Raw genomic sequence first — 22,900 nt, forward strand, 5'->3', positions numbered from 1 at the left:
AATAATACACTTTTGTTATCGGTTATCAGTTTCTCGTTTCAACGCACTGGTTTTTCCAAGTTTCCAGATAGTAAAAACCAGTAACATCGTAAGTAAAATTATTGTAGTTGGCAATAATGAGCTGCCAAGAATTGGGTGACCTTCGGGAGCGGTAGCACGCAAAACTGATAGCCATGGAAGTTGTAGTCCTTCTGTAATAACACGGCACCATGACTCCGGAACGGGTTCGCGCACCATACTGATAACCCATGAATGTAATAGAATTGGGATGACAATAATGATAAGCCAGCGGCGTGGAATCCTGACAAGGTGGTCACATGCAGAGAGATAGATCAGAGGTATCAGAGGTACCAGATACCGAAATCCCGAGTTGAATTGTATTCTGGAATACTGGTTGGCTGCACAGAAAGAGAGAAACAGAATAAAAAAAATAGTTGTCAATATTCTTTCCGGTTGTGTCAGTATCAGTTTGTTTTTTTTATAAAAACATGTCGGGATAAGCCCTATTGCTAAAATTGGCCCGTATGTATACATTCCGTATGACGGGGAAAAAAGATTCAGGTAAAAGAGGTCCAATGAAGGCCAGGTAAACCCCCGAAATCCACTATCAGAATAAGGGTTTCTGAAGTAATATCCCTCCGTAGTGGTAACATTTGGCATCCAATACTGACCGGGAAGGAACGGATTCCCAAACATTGACCATTGACTGTAGCACAGGAAGAGTACCGGAGGCGCACATCCGATAATAAAAGGAATAGACTCCCGTATAGCAGTTTTTAGTGAAGCCGTGGAAAGGCGATTAATGATAAGGTATCCATAGAAAACCAGCAGCGGAATTATTCCGCTATAGTCGAGAGCCAGGCAAGCCCCACATAGAAATCCTGCTGTCAGTCGTCGATTCATGCTTACGGGAAATCTCATTTCAGGTTGAATCCAAAGTAAGTAAAAGGCGACAAATGCAGCATACATAATGAGCATATTGTGGTTTATGACTCCTGTTCTGAAAAAAACTGGTGTACCGAAACCAAATAACATTGATAACCAGAGGGCTTGTTTTGTACGAATACCACGTCTGGTTAGAAGATGGAACATAAAAACTATAGTCATGGCCGAAAGAGGCGCCATGAGAAAAACAGAGGTTACCACTGACGCACCTCCGAAACGTAAACTTAGTCCCTTTTCTTTAACCAATTTTAGAAATTTTATGCTGTTTGTGTGCCTGGTCCTATAGATAGTTCCAGGCACACCTTCTCTTCGAATCTTTCTTTTTTCATACCTTTCAAGTACGTCGAGAATTGGATCAAAAATAAACAGTGGGATTGCAGCAATTACGGATGCAGCAACATTATTGCCAATATATGAGTGTCCGTCTGTATGAACAAAAATATCAGGATGAAATCCCTGATACTCGTCGACCTTGAAGGTAGCATAATCTACGAGGCTGAAAGCCGGATAGTGTTCCCGTACAATATTTGTGGCAAAATGAATAGCAAAAATACTCCAGGATATGATAAAGATTCTGATGCTTAGAGATGTTAAAAATTTCATACCGATAAACCGCAATCGTTACACTCAATCTTCTACGACATGTTTTTCAAATTCTTTACGATACTTTTTCCATTTGTTATTATCAAATACTCCGTTATCTTCAAAACAATCAACAGCCGAATATGCCATATGGAAAGCATGATGGGTATTGTCGTGAGCAAAGAGACCCTGACGCCCAAAAGTGAGTAAGTTTTCTACTTGACTGAGCCACTGATCAACTTGTTCGAAACAGGCTTCGTATCCCTGCCTGTACATTGGATATGCAAACTTAGTACGACGTGTTACTACATCTTTTACAGAGGCCTTAACAGGGATTTCAGCAAACTCCAGACATCGACATACAAGTTCACCCAGTTCTTTATCATTCATTTCCCACTCCGGACTGCTTATAAAACAGGGAAGCTCAGCACATAAAACGGTTATATTGTCCGGTTTTTCGGCACAATTATAATTCTTTGGTTCCGAAAGGCGCGTTATCTGAATCTCCGACTCAGGAAAGTAATGTGCATCGTATTCACTGAATTGTTTTTGCTCCAACACGAGGTATATAAAAATCATTGACCGATATTTCAGAAAGTTCGAAGCCTGAATGATCGGTTGTGGTGGTTGTGGTAACAAACACTGTATTAAGGTACAGATTGGTATTGTAGACCAGACATAATCCGCTTTATAAGAGTGCGTTTGTCCATCTTTTTCACAGGTGACAGAATAAACTCCGGAACTGTTTAAATTTATAGATGATGCCTTGGTGCCCATACAAAAGCTTGCACCATTATCACTGGACGCTTGAAATAAATACTCACTTATTTGTCCAAACCCGTATTTTGGATAGAAAAAGCGTCCGCCATTTAAGATCTTTTTTACTCCTGGTAAGGCAGACAATATTTTCCCTGCCATCTTACCCGGAGAGTTGGAAGAAACACGACGTTTTGCCTGAATAGGCGAAACTTCATCGGGTGACATTCCCCATAATTTTCGCGCGTAAGGAAAGTAGAAATCACGGCATATAGTCCTCCCCAAACCTTGCTCCAGAACAGAAGCAAACGTTTTATTTTCAGCAGTTGTTGATCTGTTCTTAAATACTTTTCTAAAAACGTCAGTTGCAGCGTTAAAGGCGAAACCTGGTGAAAGTCGAAGCATCAAGTCAAGAGGTTTAAGTGGAAAATGGACCCACTGCCCATGTAGCCTTATCCTTCCATGCCTGGGCCTGTCCAGTAAATCTTTGTCCAGTAGTATTCTGATATCCTCCAGAATATCAGGTTTGCAGGCCGGATGAAGGCGATGACTTCCATAGTCTACCCTTACTCCATAAATCTTAAAACTGGCGGCGGTTCCTCCTACAGTTTCAGATTGTTCCAGTACTGTAACTGCGGCTAACCCTTTTTGTATCAATTGAAATGCCGCATACAAACCGGCAGGTCCCGCACCTAAGATTATTACACGAGGTTTTCTTTTTACACCTCCTTTTTCTTTAATCATTATGGTATTTAGACTATTCTAATTTACCTGGTCGTATGTATATAATTAAACAGTATTGTCTCGTTTATTTTTGCCTTGGAGATAATCCAACCTTGGAAATCAAGTCAGCTAAAAGCCCGATTGACCAAATGGTCCCCGCGGACAGCATACACAACATTCCCAACAAAAGACTTTCAGAAAGGTGCCATTGTATAACATCATAAATAAATTTAACTATGCCAGTGATGAAGAATATCCCACCCAGTGGTAAGAAAACTTTTAAAGGATTAAAATAAACAATAGTGCGTATTATCAACAGTAAAAAATAATAGGCGTGTATTGGCATTATTTTTGATTTTCCAACCCTTTGATAATAGTCGATAGAGTGGTAATACACCTGATAGTCGTTACACGACATTGCAAGGGTAATAGTGGTCGTAAATGAAAAACCTGAAGGGAGAATATTGATAAAATTTTCAATCAAAGATTTTCTGAATACTCGTAAACCCGAGTTGAGGTCCGGAATATGTTTACCGGAAAGATAATTTGCCAAAAAATTCAAGAACCATTTAGCCGGTTTTCGTACAAATGGGATGTTTACATCTTTTCCGGTCCTGGCGCCGACAACCATATCGTACTCGTGAGCTTTCTCTAGCAACACCGGTATTGCGGTAGTTGGATAGGTGCCATCAGCGTCAATAATGACAATATATTCAGAACGTGCCTCTTTTATACCAGTTTTCAGAGCTGCACCGTATCCCAGATTATGTGGAAGATTACAAAGTTTCGCATTTTGTTCCATCACCTGTTTCGCAGTACCGTCAGTGGAACCGTCATTAACAACTATCACCTCATAAATCCACTCAGTTTGCTCCATCACTTTGTGCACGTCCTTAATCTGATCTGCAATTACGTCTTCTTCGTTATAGGCGGGGATGACGATGGAAACTTCTACATTATTCATTGCTTGATCACTCAAGTTCGGGTTCACTTTTCGGTCCGTTTTATTCAAGTATTCTGCCATTAATATTTTCTATTTTCTTGTAGCGTTTGTGCCGGACTTTAATTTTAAAAATAAGTATTCAATCGTTGAGACTTGTCATTCACACAGACATATACAGATCCTCCGTTTAATGTTCCGGGAAACTTCTTTGCAACAGTGAAATCCTGATTAATACTGGACATGATTTCAGGGTATAAAGATTCCATATGATCTTGGAATATATATACAAGCCATATAGTTTTATTATCTGAAAGTATTTCGTTGAGCGCGTCAAGTGTTTTGATCGTCTCCCACTCAGGAGCATAGTATTTTTCGAAAGGATACATGGCCATGCCTACGGATACCACCAAATCGCTATCTTTGCAATTCTCTTTAATATATGCTAAAGCTCCGGAATAATCTTGCTTTGGGTAGCGATAATTGTTTGCCAGGGTAATAAAAGAAGCGACAATAATAATACTGGCAAAGAGAGTTCCCGCTTTTCGAACAGAGAAATAAGACGAAAGTTTTTTTGGCAGTAATAATTGAAATAAACGCGCTGATTCTGTGGTACCACGGACCAGGACTAAAAATCCTATACCGAGAAGGAAGAAAAAGAAACGTGGATAAAAGTGAAGATGGGCTATTATCAACGTTATCGTTCCGATGAGCAAGGGAATTAGCAATAACCAGATAACAATTTGGTTAGATCTGGCATAACTGATTAATCCTGCTCCAAATAGTAATAATGCTATTACTCCCCCAAGGATTGTTCCAAAGCTGATGCTTAATCCTTTTACTGCCTCAAACAATCCCCAAATAGGATTGGTCCATGCCTCCACACGCAAAGCCCCTTCGCCTAAGCGCCCTTGAAAGGAGTTGATTACCTGAGGAAGGATCAGAGAGTACAACTGGAATGTGAAAAGGCCCACTAAGATAAACGATTTCACAGGCCACCAATCAGAGGAAGTTACGTTTTTAAGGAAATTTGTGTGTTTTAACAAAATGAAGCAGTAAATAATAATATGACTTACCAGTAAAAAAACAGATGTTAAATGAGTATATATTCCCAGTGCCATGAACGCGGCATAAATAATACAAGAAACAGTTGAGGCTTTTCGAAGAACTTTTATAAAAAGACAGGTCCCTGATAACGTACAAAAAAGCAGACCCGTGTAGCCCCGTGCGTTTTGTGAAAACCAGACGTGGTGGTATGATAGTGTTATTAAGATTGTGGCAAGCCATGCTTCTCTATCATCGGTAAGGTTTCTCGCCAGATTATATAGGACCCAGATACTGGCTAATCCAAACAATAGTGCTGGTAGCCGGAGTGCGCCCGGGCTCTCTCCAAAAACCGAGACACTGATATTTGAGAGTAAAGAGTAAAAAACATGATTATTCTGGTCTATGTAACTTGTAAGAAGCTGGCCAAACGGAAGCCTGACGAACTCTACAAGCGTTAGCACCTCATCATACCAAAGATCTGAATTAATCCCCCTTAATCTCAATAAAGCGGCAATAACCAGTAACAATACCAATGCTATTGAAGACTTAAATCGCGGTTTGGAATTAATATCTTTGTATATGCCGGAAGGATTATTGTATAAAGGATTGTTTACATTTGTACTTCTACTGCTCTTGTAAAATAATAGAAATAAAACGAAACCATTTATTATCAACCCAACCTTAAACAGACTCATACCGGTGAGTAGTCTATTAATATCAGACGTTACCGGGATAGCAAATGACTGGATTATTTTCAAGGATGGCATCAATGAGATACATATAATTGCTATTACAGCGATTATGCTGAAAAGTATACTCTTATTTATTCTGTTGGTCATAAGTATTCTCAAATTTTTTGCTTTGAATCGACATCTTTTCGATTGTAATAGTCTACTGTTGGCGCAGATGGGCATTTTGAGTGGCTATGATATTCCTTGTTTATATTTGTTTTTTGAAATAGTAAAGGTATCTTGTAAAATGGAAGCAATTCAGTGCTTAAGTTGATCAAGTGTTTTAGAAAGTATGGATTTTTTAGTGTGAATATTAGAGTATCCCATACAAAACGGGGACGCATATAAAACGCTCTTGTAGCACATTTTTGCCAGGCCTCAGCATCAAATCCAGGAATTTTAATAGCACCGGCGTCAGCAGTCCAACCCCACCTCTTTTGAAATGCGGAATGAAGTTTTGGATCCCAAGTCTGTTTTGCCCACCATCTTGGCTCTACGACCCCTTCTTCTACCGCCTTTTCATACATATCAGTTCCTGGATACGCGACAGCAATAAAAAACATTGCCAGACTGGTCCGAATCCCCAATGCTACTTTAAGAGTAGCCCGCATCGTTTCATCTGTTTCTCCCGGACTACCTATTACAAATGTTGCATATGTACGAATGCCATACTTTCTTGTCAACTCATGAGCTCTGTATATTTGATCTATTTCCACCTCTTTCTTCATCTTATTAAGGATTTGAGGGTGGCCAGATTCGACACCAAAATTAATAATGTGGCACCCGGCACGCTTCATCAATTTCAACAGTTCTTCGTCTACAAGGTTGACTCGTGTGCCACATCTCCAGCTAATCTTCATACCGGATTTGATAACGGCTTCACAGAATTCAACTACCCAACTCCTCTTTACAGTAAACGTACTGTCTCTGAAAGTAAAATTTCTGACCCCAAAGTTGTCATAGTTGTGCTTAATGTCTTTAACCGCGCGTTTTATGGAATGGAAACGGACCTTCTTGCCGGTAGTTGTTGGTGCATCGCAGAATGTACATTTAAAAGGACATCCTCTTGAACTCAGCATCGCAACTACATAACGTCCGGTCATTGTCGGGATACGATACCTGGTAATGTCTATCAGCTTGTAATTTATTGGGGGCAAAGTATCTATATCAGCAATCCATGGGCGTGGAGGATTCGTCCTCACCGTACCATCCTTATCACGATAAATGACCCCCTGAATCCCATTCAAATATTCATGGGTTTTACCTTGTTTCATTCTTTTTATTACTTCCACCATGGTCATTTCTCCTTCACCATATACAGCAAAATCAAAGCAATCGGCAAAAGAAAATGTATCATCGAGAGTAGAGCTTATATGCGCACCACCCAAAACAATCGGGAGGTATGGACGTGACTTTTTTAACAGTGCTGAGGTATCAAGAGCTGACATAAGTTGTGGTGTCATGATGCTGAATCCTACGAGATCCGGGTTTGCCGACAGAATTGATTCAACCATTTCTTTGACAGTCAAACCTTCTATATCAGCATCTAAAACCATTGCATCGATACCATTCTTCTGCAATACTGTGGCAATATATAAAACACCCATTGGCTGCAAACCATAATTCGGTTTTTGTCCGGGAAGTGAAGAGGGAAAGCAAAGCACTACTTTCATAATATCATCTCTGTGTTTTTCTGTTCTGAATATGTCACAAAAATTCCGTTCAAAGTACTTAAATACTTCTAAGAGAGCGCAAAAATTTTCTGATATTAATATAACCGGAGAATTTTGATGTGCCTAACCATGTGAAAAAATTATTTCTTGAAAAATAACACATATCTATTCTTGGTAAGGAATAGATGTTACTATCTGTATTCACAAATTCCAACACTGTTGAAAGAGCACATTTAAATTCATCCCTAACAATTTCCCTTATCTTATTTGACTCCCTACCATAAGGATAGGCAAAAAAAAGAGGCTCTTTCCCAAGGCGTTCTTTCTGGCTTCTTTTTGCTCCGACTATTTCTTCTCTGGCTTGAGCGAGTGTAAGCTCAGTTAGATCAGGGTGACTCATAGTATGAGAACCAAATTCAATACCATTATTGGCCATTTCAATCACCTTGTCCCATTCAAGTAAATCAAATTCAGGAACTCCTCTTAGTTGGCCACTCCAGTTATTTTTTTTTCCGCAATATCCTGTAACAAGAAAAATAGTGGCCGTGTATCCAAGTTTTCTGAGTATTGGATATGCTATTTCAAAAATATTATTAAATCCATCGTCAAATGTAATTGCCACCGTTTTCTTGGGAAAAGGCTGTTTTTCATTGATGAAGCTTATTATCTTACTTAAGGAAATTACATTATAGGAATAGTGAGACAGAAATTGCATCTGTTGGAGAAACTTCTCCGGGGATGTTGAAATAATAGAGCCACTAGTGTCAATGGAATGGTAGGTTAATATTGGAATACGGTATTTGCCTTCAGAATTAGCGTGCATAAAATTTAAACTAGGACTTGCTGAAACTTTTACAACGATCAGGAACTGGTTTCTTTTAATACGTTTTTCATATTACTATTCACATCTTTTCTTAAATAGTCGATTATTATTCCCAATGTGTCATCTAGTGATATTTCTGGATTATAGTCAACATGATTCTGTATTTTGTCAATGCATGGAATTCTGCGCTTCATATCATCAAAAGCCTGTCCATAAGCCTCTTTATATGGCACATACCGTATTGTAGAAGAACTACCTGTCATCTTCTTGATTTTTTCAGCAAGTTTATTAATTGTGATTTCCTCAGTAGATCCAATATTATAAACGTTGCCGTATGAACTGCTATTATTTACCAATGCAATCATACCATTAATTACATCTTTAACGTATGCGAAGCATCTTGTTTGCCTCCCATCTCCATAGATTAACAACGGTTTACCTGATAGTGCCGCTTCCACAAATCTTGGTACAACCATACCATATTGCCCTGTTTGACGTTCTCCTACCGTATTAAAGAGACGTATTATAAGGACAGGCACACCGTACTGTTTACAATAAGCAAGCCCTAAGAATTCGTCTACCGCTTTTGAACAAGCGTAACTCCATCGGCTGAAAGTTGTTGAGCCAAGCAGACAATCATCATCTTCTCTAAACGGGACTCTTTCACTCTTACCATATACTTCAGAAGTACTGGCGATGAGAACTTTTTTCCCAAATTTTTTTGCAAGATTAAGAGTAACTTCAGTACCTTTGATGTTAGTCTCAATCGTTCTGACAGGTTGTTCGATTATCAATTTGACTCCTACTGCCGCCGCCAGATGGTAGATTATATCACTTTTACTTACGAGGGTATGCATGGCCTGTTCGTCCAGCACGGAACCACTAAAAAAACTAAAATCTTTATTCTCCATGCAACCAGTGAGATTTTCCGTATTACCGGTTGAAAGATCGTCTATAGCAACCACCCGATGTCCATCCTCCAAAAGTCTTTCACAAAGATGACTGCCAATGAAACCAGCACCACCTGTAACTAATACCTGCATTTTATATCGCTTTCTGTTGCAGAAGATGCAAAGGTAGGCTGTTCTGACGTGAATGTTTCTTTAACGGTAATATCAATTTTCTTCTTCAGCGCTATTTTATTTATCAGATCAAAATATATTTTCAGACAATTATCTTCTGTCCAATATTTTCTATACGCTTCGTATCCTTTTTCACCTAAACTTTTTCTTGTTTCCGGTTCTGTTCTCAAAATATCCATAGCCTGAATTAATTCTTTGTTGTTATTGTAAATAAACCCTCCACCGCTATCTTCGATTACTTCAGTTGGGGCACTGATGTTATTTACTATAACCGGTGTTTTCATCGAAAAGGATTCTATTATGATGATCCCGAACACTTCATAACAGATAGAAGGTACGATAACGGCAATAGCATGTTTATATAATTTTCTTAATTCACGATGGTTAGATTTTCCCAGAAATCTAATATTGTCATTTCCTCTCGCTAATTTTCTCAATGTTTTGCCATATCCCCCATCACCTGCTATAAGCAGTTTCGCTTTAGAATATTCTTTGAATACCGGGATGAGATTTTGAAGTCCCTTAATTTTCTCCAACCGACCAACGAAAAGAAAATATGGTCCAATGTGTTTTTCATCCTTCTCATTTATCTTTTCGTAAGAAAGCTCTTCTGATAGAGGGAGAAAATATGGCATATGGACAAAGGGGTTTTTCAATCCCGATTCGTGGTGCTTGTTAATTGTGAATCTGCTTGGAGAAATAAAATAATCTACATTTTTTACAGCATTGTTCAGCAGATTGGTATATCGCCATAATTGTGGAGGCCTTTTCCAGACCAGAGAACAGACAAAACAACTCCGTTTTTTACAGAGTTCTCTGTTAAATTTCCATAAAACATGCATTGGGCACACTAACCAATGCTCGTGAGTCGTATAAAGAGTAATCTCCTTTCTCGGCCTTAGCAATTTTGGTCCGCCAACAAGTGAAATATTGTGATAGTGAATTACGTCATACTTTTTCGCACTCAGTATTTTTTCTATTTTCCTGCTTTTCAGAAAAGGATATCCCGTCTGTTGAGTTAGAAGCGGAGATAACAGTCCCAGTCTGCTCTTTAAGCCGTATAAGGTGATATTCGAATGATTCTGGAAATCCCTCTCAGGCACTTTTGGATTCAGCGCGAAATATGCATCCTTACAATGGATAATATCAACTTTATGGCCCAGTCTCGCTACCGCATTAGAAAGCCGATAAATACCCATTGCATCACCTCCAAAACTATACGGAGGGTAGAATGTCGTTATCATACAAAAATTAAGTAAACGATTCATTGTTCTCTTATTACTGTAATAAACTATCGTTTTACAGCACGTACTGTGACTATTACCTCAAAGTCGGGATCGACGTGATTCAGTTCTTCAGTTGAGAGTTCCTCAGACGAGAGTCCATGCAGTGAACACATTGCTGTGAGTACATTTCCGTATGAATTTACCTGAATTTCTGCATCAGGAAAATTTTCCAAAAATAGTCTTTCTGCAGATTGTGTGGTGATATGCCAATACTCACCCCAATTGTCCCGGCCTAGACGGCGGCCTATTTTACTGATACCGTGTGAAGTTAGTAACAAAGCTCCACCAGGTTTTAAAATACGATGTAAGTGCTTTAACGCTGCCTTTACGTCAAAAATCATTTGTAACGTTTGTGTCAGGATTATGCAATCAAAAGTATTAGATGGTAAATGATTAGAACAGGTTAAATCTGCAACAATAGTCGCATTAGGACTTTGTACAACGCTTAATACATCAATTTTTTCAATACGGTTGCCACCGAATTTGCGGAGATAAAAATCATCTCCCATCTCAAGTGCATGTCCGCGAATATCAGATGATCTTTCCGACAAAAATTTTTCAATATAATATCGTTCTATTGGAAACCCTCGATCAATAGCAAAAATAGGACTAATTGGAGTAAGTCTCCTGAAACTGCCAAAACGAACAGTTCCGGCGGGAGGCCATTGCAGATGGAATCTCTTCTGTTGCCGTACTACCCAGTTACGAACTTCAGGGGAAAGCATGGCCTTTGCAAGATTAATAATGCAATCTCTAAATGATGTTTTTAACACGGTTGGTACTGTTTAGGAACTGTTTTTTACACAAAGAAAACCGCTGAAATTATACCATTGAAAGAAGGTTTCGACAATCTCGAATCCATTACGTCGAAAAAGTTCAATATTTTCTTCAACCCTGAAAGGTACCAGGATATTTTCTAACGCCTCTCTCTTTTTTGAAATCTCCTGTTCCGAATATCCATTGCGCCGTTTAAAATCATAATAAAATTCAATGAAAAAACGGTTCATGTTAGAATCGTTCGTAAGTATTTTTTCAGTTACCACCATTGCGCCCCCGTTGACAAGGCCCTTATAAATCCATTTGATCAGTCGGTCACGAAATAACGGCCTTACGAATTGCAGTGTCCAGCATAATATAACTACACTGGCGTTTTCCAACTCAGCATCTGCCAGATCTTTATTAAAGTCAAGCAACTTAAGTTTTATACGATTCCCAATGTCGGCTTTTTCTAAATTCTGACTGGCACGATCGAGCATAGGTTGGGAATTGTCATATCCGGTCATTTGAGCTGAATCTCCAAGCTCTTTCCCAAGTAGAAGCAGTGTAGCAGCAGTAGAACATCCTAAATCGTATATATTGGTACCAGGGATCCAGAATTTTCTGGCAATCTCTGCAATGCAATATTGCTGTTCTCTATAAAATGGAACGCTCCTATATAGCATGTCATCGAAAACCTCAGCAACTTCGGCGTTAAATTCAAAATCGCTTCCGCGGGCTGCATTACCTTCAAATATTTCATCATGCTTCATGTTCAGCCTCCTCAAATATTAGAAATGTTCCGAGAAATCTCTAAATGATGATAATTCTTCTTTCTTTTTTATGCGATTTATGAAAAAGGAGATAGATAGATTTCTCATGTAAGCAAGCAGCCAACCGAAGGTCCCGCCACAGAGAATGCCATAAGCCGCCCCAATAAATGCACCAGTGACTGTTACTGAATACCCGATAAAATATTGGCTGAGGAGTTGAAGATTGGGACCCACTACTTCACCCCCCTTCAAAACCAGCCAAATAGTTGCGGTAAATATAAGCAGTCCTGAAACAGACCCGGTTGCAATGGCAAATGCTGATTTATCCATTTTTGTAAATGCTTGTAGAATAAGTTCATCTGGCATACCTATCTTATCCTTCTCATGATATTCCTGGCTTTCATTTACTTCCCATAAATTGTGGTTTTTGCCTAATATATTTTCCACTGCATACATTGCGGTTAACATGGAATGGTCTTGATTGTTGTATTTGTGCATACCGTTTCTTCCAACAACTTGAATATTGTCAATTTTACTCAGGAATTGGCGTATAATCTTAAGTGCGTTTCTATATTTAGAGTCGTACACCGGATACGCCTTTGGCATTCTGAAAACAGTATGGTCCTCAACATCACAACCTTGAGCGAGGCCTAATGCTTCGAGCTCTCTCTTCCCCAATTCAAAAAGATCTTGGTCAGATGTAGCCCACAATTCATCTTCCTCAAAACAGAAGTATTCGAGACCCAGGCAGGTTTTATTTTTATCAGGAACCATATACGGACTCCAATTTTTAAAATTCTGAATTCTGCTGAGTTTAACATCCTGATCGTGAATATAAATCCAATTGTCATTAAATATATTTCGCTTATTAACAATAAGTACTATAGTTATAAAGTCTCGATAATTAAGCTGGTTAGACGCGTTAAGGATTTTTTCCGGCACGGATGGTTTGAATATTTGTATTAGTTCCCTGAGGGGTAAACTGCTAATAAAATGGCTCCCATGTATTAACCTGTTTTGCCCGTTTTGTCTAACCTCTATAGAATCAATTTTGTAATTGTTGCACAGAATTCCAACAACTTTGGTATTTCTGCATACCTGAGTTCCCTTTTTTTGAACATATTCAGAAATAGCTTCCCATAACATCCCGGGTCCATATTTTGGATAATCAAACTCATCAATGAGTGTTTTTATAATTCTTTCTTTCCTGTCATTATTTTGGGGTTTTGTGATGGAATTTTTTAGAGCACTCATAAGAGAGAGCCCTTTAATCCTCTGTGCCGCCCATTCAGCCCTGATTTCGCGACATGATATACCCCAGACTTTTTCAGTGTACGTCTTAAAAAATATTTGATACAAGCGTTTTCCAAAGCGATTGGAAACCCATTGTTCAAAGTTATCTTCCATTTTTGAAGGAAATAAATGTGCATAAAGATAACTGAAAAGAATCAAAAAACAATTCCAAATTCCCAGTCCATACAAAGCATTAAATGGGCGGAGTGGATAGTAAAAGAATTTTTTATTGAAGTAGATCCTTGAAAGCCGTTTTCGTCTAAGAAAGTTATTACCCAGAACATCCTTCCATATCTTATTTACTGCGCTGATTTTTGTAAAAAAACGGTGTCCACCAATGTCAAATAGATAGTTTTTGTAATTAACCGTCCTGGAAATCCCACCAACAACTTTGTCCTTTTCCAAAACGGTGGCTTTTATATGTTTTTTCGAAAGTTCATAAGCAGCAGTTAAACCCGCAGGGCCACCACCCATAATGACAACATTCATGTTATTAGTTTCTTTTGCTGATTCTTCCATAGTTTTGGTTAATTTTTAACTGTTATTCTTTCTCTCTCTAATAAGGCAGCCATCGTTTTCCAATAGAAAACTCTATAAATGACATAAGACATTAAATTGGTATCTATTATGGAGAACCGGTAAATCAGAAATTGATATTCTGAACTTGTTCCAGAATATATATAAAGAAATGAGTCAAGGAATCCTGAAACCTCTCAGACTTACTGTCAATTCAGATGGGGTGAATTCAGCCTACAGGCTGGGATTGCAGTATACGCCGTCTATAACAGTGGTATCCTATATGTCTTTGATGTTATCCAGAGAAAAAATTTCGATTTAGATACAGCTCCGCCCTTTCAGTTACAATAAACTGTTTTTTCAACACCTAAATTTTATGTTAAAACAATTAAGATTTATATAAGCAAGTTATTAACTGTATTGCAAGGTTTTTTGTATTGACTATAAATGGTGTACTGAAACATATTATTTCATATCTGTTTTAAAAGATTTTGACAATTTAAATATCGGCCAAAATGTTATAAAAGTTAAAAAGCTATAAATATAATAGAGAAAGTGCATAAGAATAACTAACATCGCGAATCTTATACCTTTTTTTTTGCTAAAGAAATAATAAACCTGGCTGTTCAGGAGAATAATAGTAAAAAACAGCATTACTGCAGAAAAATAATACAAACATGAAACCGGGAAAAAACCAAAAGTTAAAAAATCAATTAACACAAAGATAGAGCATGCAGTTAGAAGACCAACAAATAGTGTTAATAGAAGTTTTTTAGTATTTAGTACAGCGGTCTTGTTAAATCTCTTTATAAGAAAGTAGAATTCTATAAAAGTTACTCCAATGCTTAAAGAAATTAATAATAAGACAGCATAGGGAAATATCCATGTTGAAAATAAATAAGTGCCGGAACCTGAAAATAATAAAATAATAAAGGCTGCAAAAATGGATGCCAACACAGAACTAACTCTGTAAGAGTACTTAAGGTTTAGGTCCCTGGGGATTGAATTTGTTTCGATTATCAGTTTTATCCATGGAATGGCTCTATCAATAACATCAGTTTTAATTAAAGAGTAGAGATTCCATCTTTTTAAATGCTTTACCTGTACGCTTTTATCAAGTACTATCTTATGGCCCATATCCTTTAATCTGGAACCCAGTTCAATGTCTTCTATTGATGGTCTTATGAAGCGTTTCGCATCAAAACCACCTGCTTTAAGAAACACATCTCGTCTGATAGCCCCACAACCAGCCCAGAAAGAGCTACTACCAGTATGCGATTGTTGGTGAATAAAGTGGTGAAATAGATTTTTATATTGAGAAATAAAATTTTTATGTTTAGGGTCTTCGTCATAAGAACCAAAGACTGCATCAATGTTGTCATCATCAAAATTTTCAACAATCAACTTTATAGTCTCTGGGCGGACTAACACATCGGAATCAACAAACATTACTATCTCTCCTTGAGCTCTTTCTACTCCAAAATTGCGAGCAAACGCAGGACCTTTAGGACCGGAACTGCCAGAAAGCGTAAAAACATTAAAACCTTTCTGCCTGGAAATCTCAGCGCTATTGTCAGTAGAGTTATCATCTACCACTATAACCTCATAATGCTCATATGAAGAGCTGACTATAGATTCCAGGCACATTCCAAGATGATTTCCTGCATTATGTACCGGTATTATAACTGAAATCGTATTGTTCACGTTGTTAATTAATCTGTGCTAAATAAGCATACGGGATAGTCTGGTTGCCGGGCCTGGTAATATCCACATTTTATTGACGACTTACGAATCAACATGAATATCCAGTGTCAATAAATTGGAGACTCACGACTGAAGATACAGGAAACAAACTTAAATAGAAAAAGAGAGGGGAAAAAATTAAAATCCAATCCTGGCGGCAAGCGCATTAATATGAATCGTATTTTAGACACGGAGTGTTGTGAGGTAGTCATCAGGGAAGATGAATGCATAAAAGTCCAATTATTTGGGTTGTCCCAATGTTTTCCTACGTTTTTATGCTTTTTGGTCTAAGAACGTTGGCGATAAAGAGATTTATCTATTACACATTTCATCATGTCCGTTCTAAGAAGAGGACAGATTAAAAACCGTTTTATATCTTCTATTAACTTATCTTTATACAAGAATAAATCATTGTACGAGATATAAAGAACATCAATTCCAGGTTGCTTCGTTAACCATTTTTTTGTTTCTTCCAAATGCTTATTAAACAACCTTGCTAGTTTTTCATCACTTATTCTATCAGTAGGTTCTCCACGCCGAATCAGCATCTGTTTTTGAGAAGCAAGAACCTCTTCCATTTTACGTTGCATAAATATGATTTTATATGAATTTTTTTCAGGCAAGGAAGTCAAAAGTTGCGAAATTATCTTAATCGCCTTTCCCTTACATTCACTCAACCATAATTTGTCATCATCTCTATTTAATCCCTTTACCTTCTCCTGTTCATAATAACCATTAGGATTATCGTCATCTGCAGTTCGAACATTATCGGTTACAATTTCCAATCCACCAGCTTCCAACATGCTCATCATCATAGAAGTGCCTGACCTAGGCAATCCTGATACTACTATAATTGTATTTTCATCCATCTAATTGTTTTTTTTGTATATGATGTTATAAAATATCTGAAAGCTTGCATTTCAGGTTCATCATTAAATTTCTTTTATTTTCATCTACTTTAGCCTCAGGATAAACAGCCATCCTAATATCCATACATATTTTAAAATCCTATATAAAATACCATTATTTGTCAAATCAAAAAACAACTTCTAGCGGTTAAATTACTACCGTGAGAACAACAAACAAATTAACCTACCTCTTTAATAGCAGAATTCCTTTATCTGGTATCCAGGTAGAATGAGATTCACATTCCACAATCTTTTTATGGGATGTATAAATATATATTTTTGGATAAATGTTAGTTGTCCTCATGCTTATACGGGGGTTGTCCATTTATTTCTGGCAATAAAAAAGGGTAAGAATCTTATCGATTCTCACCCTTTTCCATTTAATACCTGATATACAGCCAAACGAGTTTGACCATACTATTACAAAAATCTTAGAACTTCATCGTTGTCTGTAAGTAGAACCAGTCGGTATCTCCTCTATCTCCACCTCTGGCATCTTCTACGAATTTACCAGCCATGTATTTCGAGTAACCGGCAACAACACCAAAATTCTTTAACAGTTTGTATTTAACGGTAACATCAATTTCGTCACCATAGTTATCACTTACACTAGAACCACCTACACCGCGTCCAGCTCCACCAACAGTATACCAATCATCTAATCTATCTGCTGCGCTGAAATTATGATAATCGACTTTCACCAACATCTTCTTTGTCGGTTGAAATGACAGATGACCCTGATGGTCTCTGATGTTCTGCCATGCATGGAAATCGATATAACCCATTGTTGCGTGGCCTGTTGGATACAGATGACTAAATGTTTCATTGTCACCATCTGTTGGATCATCATCACCAGATGCAAATACGTAGCTATAACCTATTCTTGGAGACCATGGAATGTCCTTGAATGTATAGCCGATATCGTATGCACCACCATAAGCATCAATATCCTGTGATCGATAGGTAACTGCTTCAGTTCTACCAAACTGCCATGCCTGTTCAAAAGTAAAATCTACACCGGGTAACCAATGTATATTTTTACCTACAAGTCTACCACCTACATGATAACGCTGCTCTCCGCCAATAGCAGTACTTGCACCAGGTGGTAATGTTGCAAAATCAGGAGATCTATCTCCATCTGCATCTCTACTCCTGTTTCTGATAGCAATATATGGCTCAACAGTTAACCCTTCAAGTACTTTTACTCCCGCATACATACCCCAGAAAAGCTCATCTCTTACACTTCTATAAGGACCATTATTTGTAGCAGTTGCACCAACTACCGGAACAGTACCATTTGCAAGTAATGCTCTACCAGTAGTACCGGTTGCACCAAAAGTATTATCACCGGAAGCAACGCCTGTCTGGTCTTCTGAAATCTGGTACGCCCAAAGATCAACCCAGACATTCTTCTTGTTATCATATCTGAACTTTATACCGTCATAAGACCTTGACTGGTTAGCCCAGTTCAGGTGACCAAACCATCTGTTTTTACCATACCACTGCTGCCATCTACCGACCCTCAAACTCGTATTATTGAGCAATGAAGTGAAATCACCCAAATTCCTCAACTCAACAAATCCTTCGAGGAGATCAACCCTGGAAAGGTTACCAGTAGTACTCTGTTCAGCACCAAAAGTACGGACATCCTGTAACTTTACAAAACCCCTTACATTTCTATTTACATCAGCATCCAAAGAGAGCCTTACCCTCTGAAGTGTAAATTCACTATCTATGGCATTATTCCCTCCATTACCTGCTCCATCTGATCTAAATTCAAACCTGTGCCTTATATCAAAGCCCATCTTTAAGCCTCTGATTTTTGGCGCACTGACATTCCCGCCACCGCCAGGCTTTGATTCCAGCGCCTCTATCCTCTTGATGAGGTCAGACAGCGCAGGCTCAGCCGCCTTAACATCCTGCATCCCAACCAACGCACACGCTGATGTGATTGTGAATACTGATGCTAAAATTATAAAACAATTCCTTATTTTTGACATACTTAACCCCCCCAAAAAAATATAAATTAAGTTCAGTACATACTATCGAATAAACTCTAATCTAACAACTATACTATATAAATAAACCAATAGCAAGCATGATTTATTAAATAATATTAATTACAATTTAATAAATCATTCAAATAAAATATGCAAAAGCAATGCTGTCAAGTTTGGTACAGGACGAGTGGGTCTCCCCTATTTCCACAACCACTGCAACGTCAGTTAGTTACAATTGATGCTGGTTGTTTCAACATCCATTTTCTCACTTACGAGACTTAAAGGGAGCAAAGAATAAAAACAATCTCAATTAATTCCAGAAGTATCCGAATTAGATTTTACGAATACCTTTTTGTCACAAAATATCCATTTTCTCGGATATCCAGGTGGTTCTTCAATCCGGATACCTGCCTAAGTCTGCCCTAAGAATGCCTGGAGCAGGGAACACACAAGAAGAACAACGGTAACATTAACCGTGTAATATTATAAATAAAAATCTAACCAGATGCTACTAAATAAATATAAATAAACAGATAGTTAAACCGCTTCCCATCAAAACATAAACAAAAAAGATTAAGTATTAAGATAAAAGAATTTGCGAGTACTTAAGCTTTAATCCCCTGCTTACGTTCTCTGCGGCCCTGAGCGAGAATATCTTTTTTAATTCAAACGAAAGCCTATGGCTACTTACCTCCAAGGCCTATTCCCAACTTAGCTTCAATATTGTACACCCTTTCCAACATATCATGTTGCGATTTGATACGTGATAACTGGTTTACCATTGGGGCCCAGCCCCACCACCATGCATAGTCCTGCTGACCGTGTGCCACTCCCTTATAACCCTTGAGCGCATACCAGAACCACATGTTTCCATATTCAGTTTCAATCTGACTGGGATTACCATCATCATGTCTGAAATTAGCATAAACACCAAGAATAGGGCCAACTACGGGGATCTTACCCTTCGACATCTTAAGCGCCTTAAAAACACCTTCGCCAAGCAGCTTAATACCAAGCTTGTCGGCAAGCACATCGCCCATTGGATATGGCGCCCTGGCATTTACATCAATCCACCCCTTTTCAAAACACTCTTCTACGAGCAGTTGCGCCTCATCCCGTTTACGATAGGCGGCAAACATATATTCATCAAGGGCTTCAAACCACAATCTTGCAAACCGCCCGCTATGACAATTATTGCAGACTTCCAGCCACCTTTCGAGCTTTCTCTTGTTTTCCCCATCATACAGATCTATCTTCTTATTTAATGGCGGAATAGTAATTCCATAAGGATAGTCCTTCATGCTGGACTTGTACTCTACCTGTACAGGAGGGAAAGTACCCATTCGCCAACGCCCCTTGGATGTCACATTATGCCCCCATTTACCAGATGTATTGTTGTACATATGGCAGATCTGGCATGTAGGAGCACGCATTTCAGGCCCACCAAGATCTAAATCGTTCAACCCTTTGTCAAATGCCCAGGTGTCACCTTCCATAGCATAAATGACACCCATTTTTGATTCACTGTAGGTTTCTGCATCCGGATGATCAGCTCCCATGTGGCATGAATAACATGCTTCAGGCCTTCTCGCCTCGTCAGCACTGAACTTATGCCGAGTATGACACCCGTCACACCTCTCCATTGCAGGGTGACACTGGTCACACCCGATGAATGAATAGCCCTCACCCCTCCTGAAACCTTCGACATACCACGGCACTACAACATTTGAAATCCACGATGCCCTGTGGCTTGGCCTCCCATCTGCTATCTCTGAGGCAAACTCCTCTACCTGCTGCCGGTGACATTTTTTACAGACATCATCGGCTACAGGCAAAAACAACTCATCATGACTTTCGCCATGGCAAAAGCTACATGTTACCTGTTCAATCTTTATTCCGGACGTTTCCTCAATCGCCCTTGTTTTTTCCGCAAATTTAGCACTTTTTCTCGGCTTTGCATGGGCCGAACTCTTCCAAGACATTACAATCCCTGGAGTCACATCTTCATGGCAACCCATACAATCACCCGAAGCATACTCGTCAAACAGATCTTTAAAAGCGCTTAAATCAGGTCTGATGTAATGGTTCTTGGGGCTCCAATACATATGGAGAGGCGTTGGTTTATAATAATCAGCCCATGGACCGCTGCCCTTCTCCAAACCGACCCACTCCTCAAAACCTTTTTGACCTTTTTCGGTTGGAAAAACCAATCTTTCCGGAGATGGATCCACAGTCCCCTGCGCAAAAGCCGCACCGTTACTTATTTCTATAAAAGCCACACAAATTATCAACACAAATCCGAAATGCCTCATATAGCCCCTCCTCATCACTCTGGAATTATAATTTTACAAAGTCAGAAAAAAAGCAAACTACACCATATTGAAAAGCTTAAAAACGCCCTTAATGCTACATCATAATATACAATATAAATGTTAACTATAATCTAGATCTACTTCATATGCGCAATACCCTTAAAATATTCCTTACGCATTTCATGCCTTTTCGGGACATGACAATTACCACATATCTTAAAGTCAAAAGAGATACGAACTAATTTTTGCCCCTCTTTAACATCACCTTTATGTTCACCTGCCATAAGATGACTGTACACCTCTCCTGGCCCATGACACGCCTCACAACCAACCCCAGGCTCTGAGTACACCTTTTTATCTTCTCTGTACCCGGTAGTATGACATTTATAACATTTCTTTTTATACTCGGTACTCCCTTTTCTATAGTCTGGCTCTTTCTCTATCCTTTCAAAGCTCTTAAACTTTGTCTTGCTCCACCTTTCAACATGCTCCGGATGCATTTTTTTGTGGCACCTAATACACTTTCGCCTTCCAACATATATTTGATATTCACCTGTCGGACCATAAAAGCTCTCCACCCTGAGCCCCTCTTCAGATTCAGGATTCAATTCACGAAGCCGCTTCCACATTCTTATAAACTCATCTGCTGACGCTGTCCGAGGACCCTCCATTGCCTTCCTGTCCGCGTGAGACCCCTCATGCGCACGTTCAGATTCAAGCGCCCTGCCGTTACCACCATGACATACCGTACACCCGTAAACATCATAAGCAATAGGAAGACCTTCAGGATGCAACTCATGCAACTCGTCTTCATCAATATGACAAGTCATACACCTTTCAACCCGTGGTCCATTCTCATGATTACTCCAAAGTCCCTCCCCTTTGAGTAATATCTGCTTTATATCAAACTTTGTGTTTTTCAACCCATTAATTTTACCCTCCAGCGCTTTTGCTTTTTCCGGATCACCCCATTCGGGATTTGACCAGAACTCATAGTCCTCTTCCGCCCTGGCGATCTTTTTCCTGAAAACTGCCCTCTGGTGTTGTTTCCACTCCGGATTATACTCTTTATAAAACCACACTACAGAAACACCCAGCATCAAGACAGATATTACAAGTAACCATATTAATTTGACGTAATGTCCCATAATTTAGAAGTTTAGAGCAGTATTAAAGATTTGAAGAGACAAGATGTATTTAACATCAAATATATATCTCAGAAGAATTTTGATAGGAATCAACATCATAACTGCCATTAAACTTACAAAAATATGGTATCTTGTAACTCCCAATGATTTATATAACTTTTTGAAAACAAGCCTGGGAGTTATTAAACATGCACTGAAATATAAAATAAAAAACGCAAACCCTCCGACAATGTGAAAATTCGTCATCTCAACCTGTGTCACAGCCTTTACGATAGTTTTATCTTCCCATGGCCAGTAAAATACCCTACCAGGCCCCCTGAAAAACTGCCCGACAATTATCAGGATATACCACATCGCATAACCAAAGCAGAAAGCTGACACCGCAACCGGCCTCACCCTGAAAGAGTACCAGCCAATACCGGACTCTTTATTCGGGTCAATAAAAGGCAGGACTATCAAGCCTGCAAGCAGTATAGAAGGGATCACAACCCCCGCCAGCCACGGATCAAAATATATCAACAACTCCTGCAGACCGATAAAATACCACGGCGCCCTCTCACAAAGAGGCGTATCTGAAGGATTTGCTAATTCCTTTAGTGGTGCATCCATAAAAAGAGACCACACCATTATTATGAAAGTGAATAACAGCCCCGCAAGGAACTCTATTCCAACAGAATCTCTGAGATGCTTGACAGTATAATCCTGCTGCTTTGGAGTTAAAGTTTCAAAGCCCTCTTTATATTTGGAAGCAACATGAATATCCTTGACATATTCCCACTCCCTCTTTGTCATACGGACTATTACTTCATCATTATCTTTTGACCTGCCATGCTCTTCAGTCATTTTTCCTCCGTAAAGCTAAT

At 38.8% G+C, this 22,900-nt stretch carries 17 protein-coding genes; all 17 read right to left on the minus strand.

Translation table 11 applies throughout. The annotated features are described in order from the left end of the window. Positions 1 to 15: 15 nt before the first annotated feature. The 17 genes from SCALIN_RS07230 to SCALIN_RS07310 all read right to left on the minus strand — a co-directional run bounded on the left by SCALIN_RS07230 (position 16) and on the right by SCALIN_RS07310 (position 22,880). Entirely contained in the window at positions 16 to 1,548 is a 1,533-nt protein-coding gene (locus tag SCALIN_RS07230; protein WP_096893830.1) for a hypothetical protein, read from the minus strand. Between the two features lie 24 nt (positions 1,549 to 1,572). Then, on the minus strand, positions 1,573 to 3,027 hold the full coding sequence (locus SCALIN_RS07235; RefSeq protein ID WP_096893832.1) for an FAD-dependent oxidoreductase: 1,455 nt from the start codon (positions 3,025 to 3,027) through the stop codon (positions 1,573 to 1,575). Between the two features lie 64 nt (positions 3,028 to 3,091). Continuing rightward, positions 3,092 to 4,030 carry a glycosyltransferase family 2 protein gene (locus SCALIN_RS07240; RefSeq protein ID WP_096893833.1) on the minus strand — a complete coding sequence of 313 codons (939 nt, stop codon included), beginning with the start codon at positions 4,028 to 4,030 and terminating at the stop codon, positions 3,092 to 3,094. Positions 4,031 to 4,074: 44 nt separating this feature from the next. After that, positions 4,075 to 5,832 carry a glycosyltransferase family 39 protein gene (locus SCALIN_RS07245; RefSeq protein ID WP_162532198.1) on the minus strand — a complete coding sequence of 586 codons (1,758 nt, stop codon included), beginning with the start codon at positions 5,830 to 5,832 and terminating at the stop codon, positions 4,075 to 4,077. An 8-nt stretch (positions 5,833 to 5,840) separates the two neighbouring features. After that, positions 5,841 to 7,397, minus strand: coding sequence for a B12-binding domain-containing radical SAM protein (locus SCALIN_RS07250; protein WP_096893838.1), 1,557 nt, complete (start codon positions 7,395 to 7,397; stop codon positions 5,841 to 5,843). A 58-nt stretch (positions 7,398 to 7,455) separates the two neighbouring features. Next, positions 7,456 to 8,220: a polysaccharide deacetylase family protein gene (locus SCALIN_RS07255; RefSeq protein WP_096893839.1), complete on the minus strand. Its 765-nt coding sequence runs from the start codon at positions 8,218 to 8,220 to the stop codon at positions 7,456 to 7,458. Between the two features lie 38 nt (positions 8,221 to 8,258). Next, on the minus strand, positions 8,259 to 9,263 hold the full coding sequence (locus tag SCALIN_RS07260) for a GDP-mannose 4,6-dehydratase (protein ID WP_096893841.1): 1,005 nt from the start codon (positions 9,261 to 9,263) through the stop codon (positions 8,259 to 8,261). Further along, on the minus strand, positions 9,251 to 10,570 hold the full coding sequence (locus SCALIN_RS07265; RefSeq protein ID WP_096893843.1) for a glycosyltransferase family 4 protein: 1,320 nt from the start codon (positions 10,568 to 10,570) through the stop codon (positions 9,251 to 9,253). Before SCALIN_RS07265 ends, SCALIN_RS07260 begins: the two co-directional genes overlap by 13 nt. 23 nt (positions 10,571 to 10,593) lie before the next feature. Next, positions 10,594 to 11,361, minus strand: coding sequence for a methyltransferase domain-containing protein (locus SCALIN_RS07270; RefSeq protein WP_203415389.1), 768 nt, complete (start codon positions 11,359 to 11,361; stop codon positions 10,594 to 10,596). Between the two features lie 12 nt (positions 11,362 to 11,373). Beyond that, positions 11,374 to 12,117 (minus strand): carboxy-S-adenosyl-L-methionine synthase CmoA, encoded by a 744-nt coding sequence (gene cmoA, locus SCALIN_RS07275; RefSeq protein ID WP_096893846.1) that lies wholly within the window; start codon positions 12,115 to 12,117, stop codon positions 11,374 to 11,376. 18 nt (positions 12,118 to 12,135) lie between these two features. Next, positions 12,136 to 13,929 (minus strand): NAD(P)/FAD-dependent oxidoreductase, encoded by a 1,794-nt coding sequence (locus SCALIN_RS07280; RefSeq protein WP_096893848.1) that lies wholly within the window; start codon positions 13,927 to 13,929, stop codon positions 12,136 to 12,138. 462 nt (positions 13,930 to 14,391) lie between these two features. Continuing rightward, positions 14,392 to 15,630 (minus strand): glycosyltransferase family 2 protein, encoded by a 1,239-nt coding sequence (locus tag SCALIN_RS07285; protein WP_162532200.1) that lies wholly within the window; start codon positions 15,628 to 15,630, stop codon positions 14,392 to 14,394. Between the two features lie 326 nt (positions 15,631 to 15,956). Continuing rightward, complete coding sequence (locus SCALIN_RS07290; protein WP_096893852.1) at positions 15,957 to 16,538, minus strand: sulfotransferase domain-containing protein; 582 nt, start codon at positions 16,536 to 16,538, stop codon at positions 15,957 to 15,959. A gap of 470 nt (positions 16,539 to 17,008) precedes the next feature. Continuing rightward, complete coding sequence (locus tag SCALIN_RS07295) at positions 17,009 to 18,577, minus strand: alginate export family protein (RefSeq protein ID WP_096893853.1); 1,569 nt, start codon at positions 18,575 to 18,577, stop codon at positions 17,009 to 17,011. Between the two features lie 683 nt (positions 18,578 to 19,260). Next, entirely contained in the window at positions 19,261 to 20,889 is a 1,629-nt protein-coding gene (locus SCALIN_RS07300; protein ID WP_162532201.1) for a multiheme c-type cytochrome, read from the minus strand. A gap of 137 nt (positions 20,890 to 21,026) precedes the next feature. Continuing rightward, entirely contained in the window at positions 21,027 to 22,037 is a 1,011-nt protein-coding gene (locus tag SCALIN_RS07305) for a multiheme c-type cytochrome (protein ID WP_133111745.1), read from the minus strand. A gap of 3 nt (positions 22,038 to 22,040) precedes the next feature. Next, positions 22,041 to 22,880, minus strand: coding sequence for a cytochrome b family protein (locus SCALIN_RS07310; RefSeq protein WP_096893857.1), 840 nt, complete (start codon positions 22,878 to 22,880; stop codon positions 22,041 to 22,043). Positions 22,881 to 22,900 lie beyond the last annotated feature (20 nt).

The sequence above is a fragment of the Candidatus Scalindua japonica genome (assembly GCF_002443295.1).
GTDB classification, from domain to species: Bacteria; Planctomycetota; Brocadiia; order Brocadiales; family Scalinduaceae; genus Scalindua; species Scalindua japonica.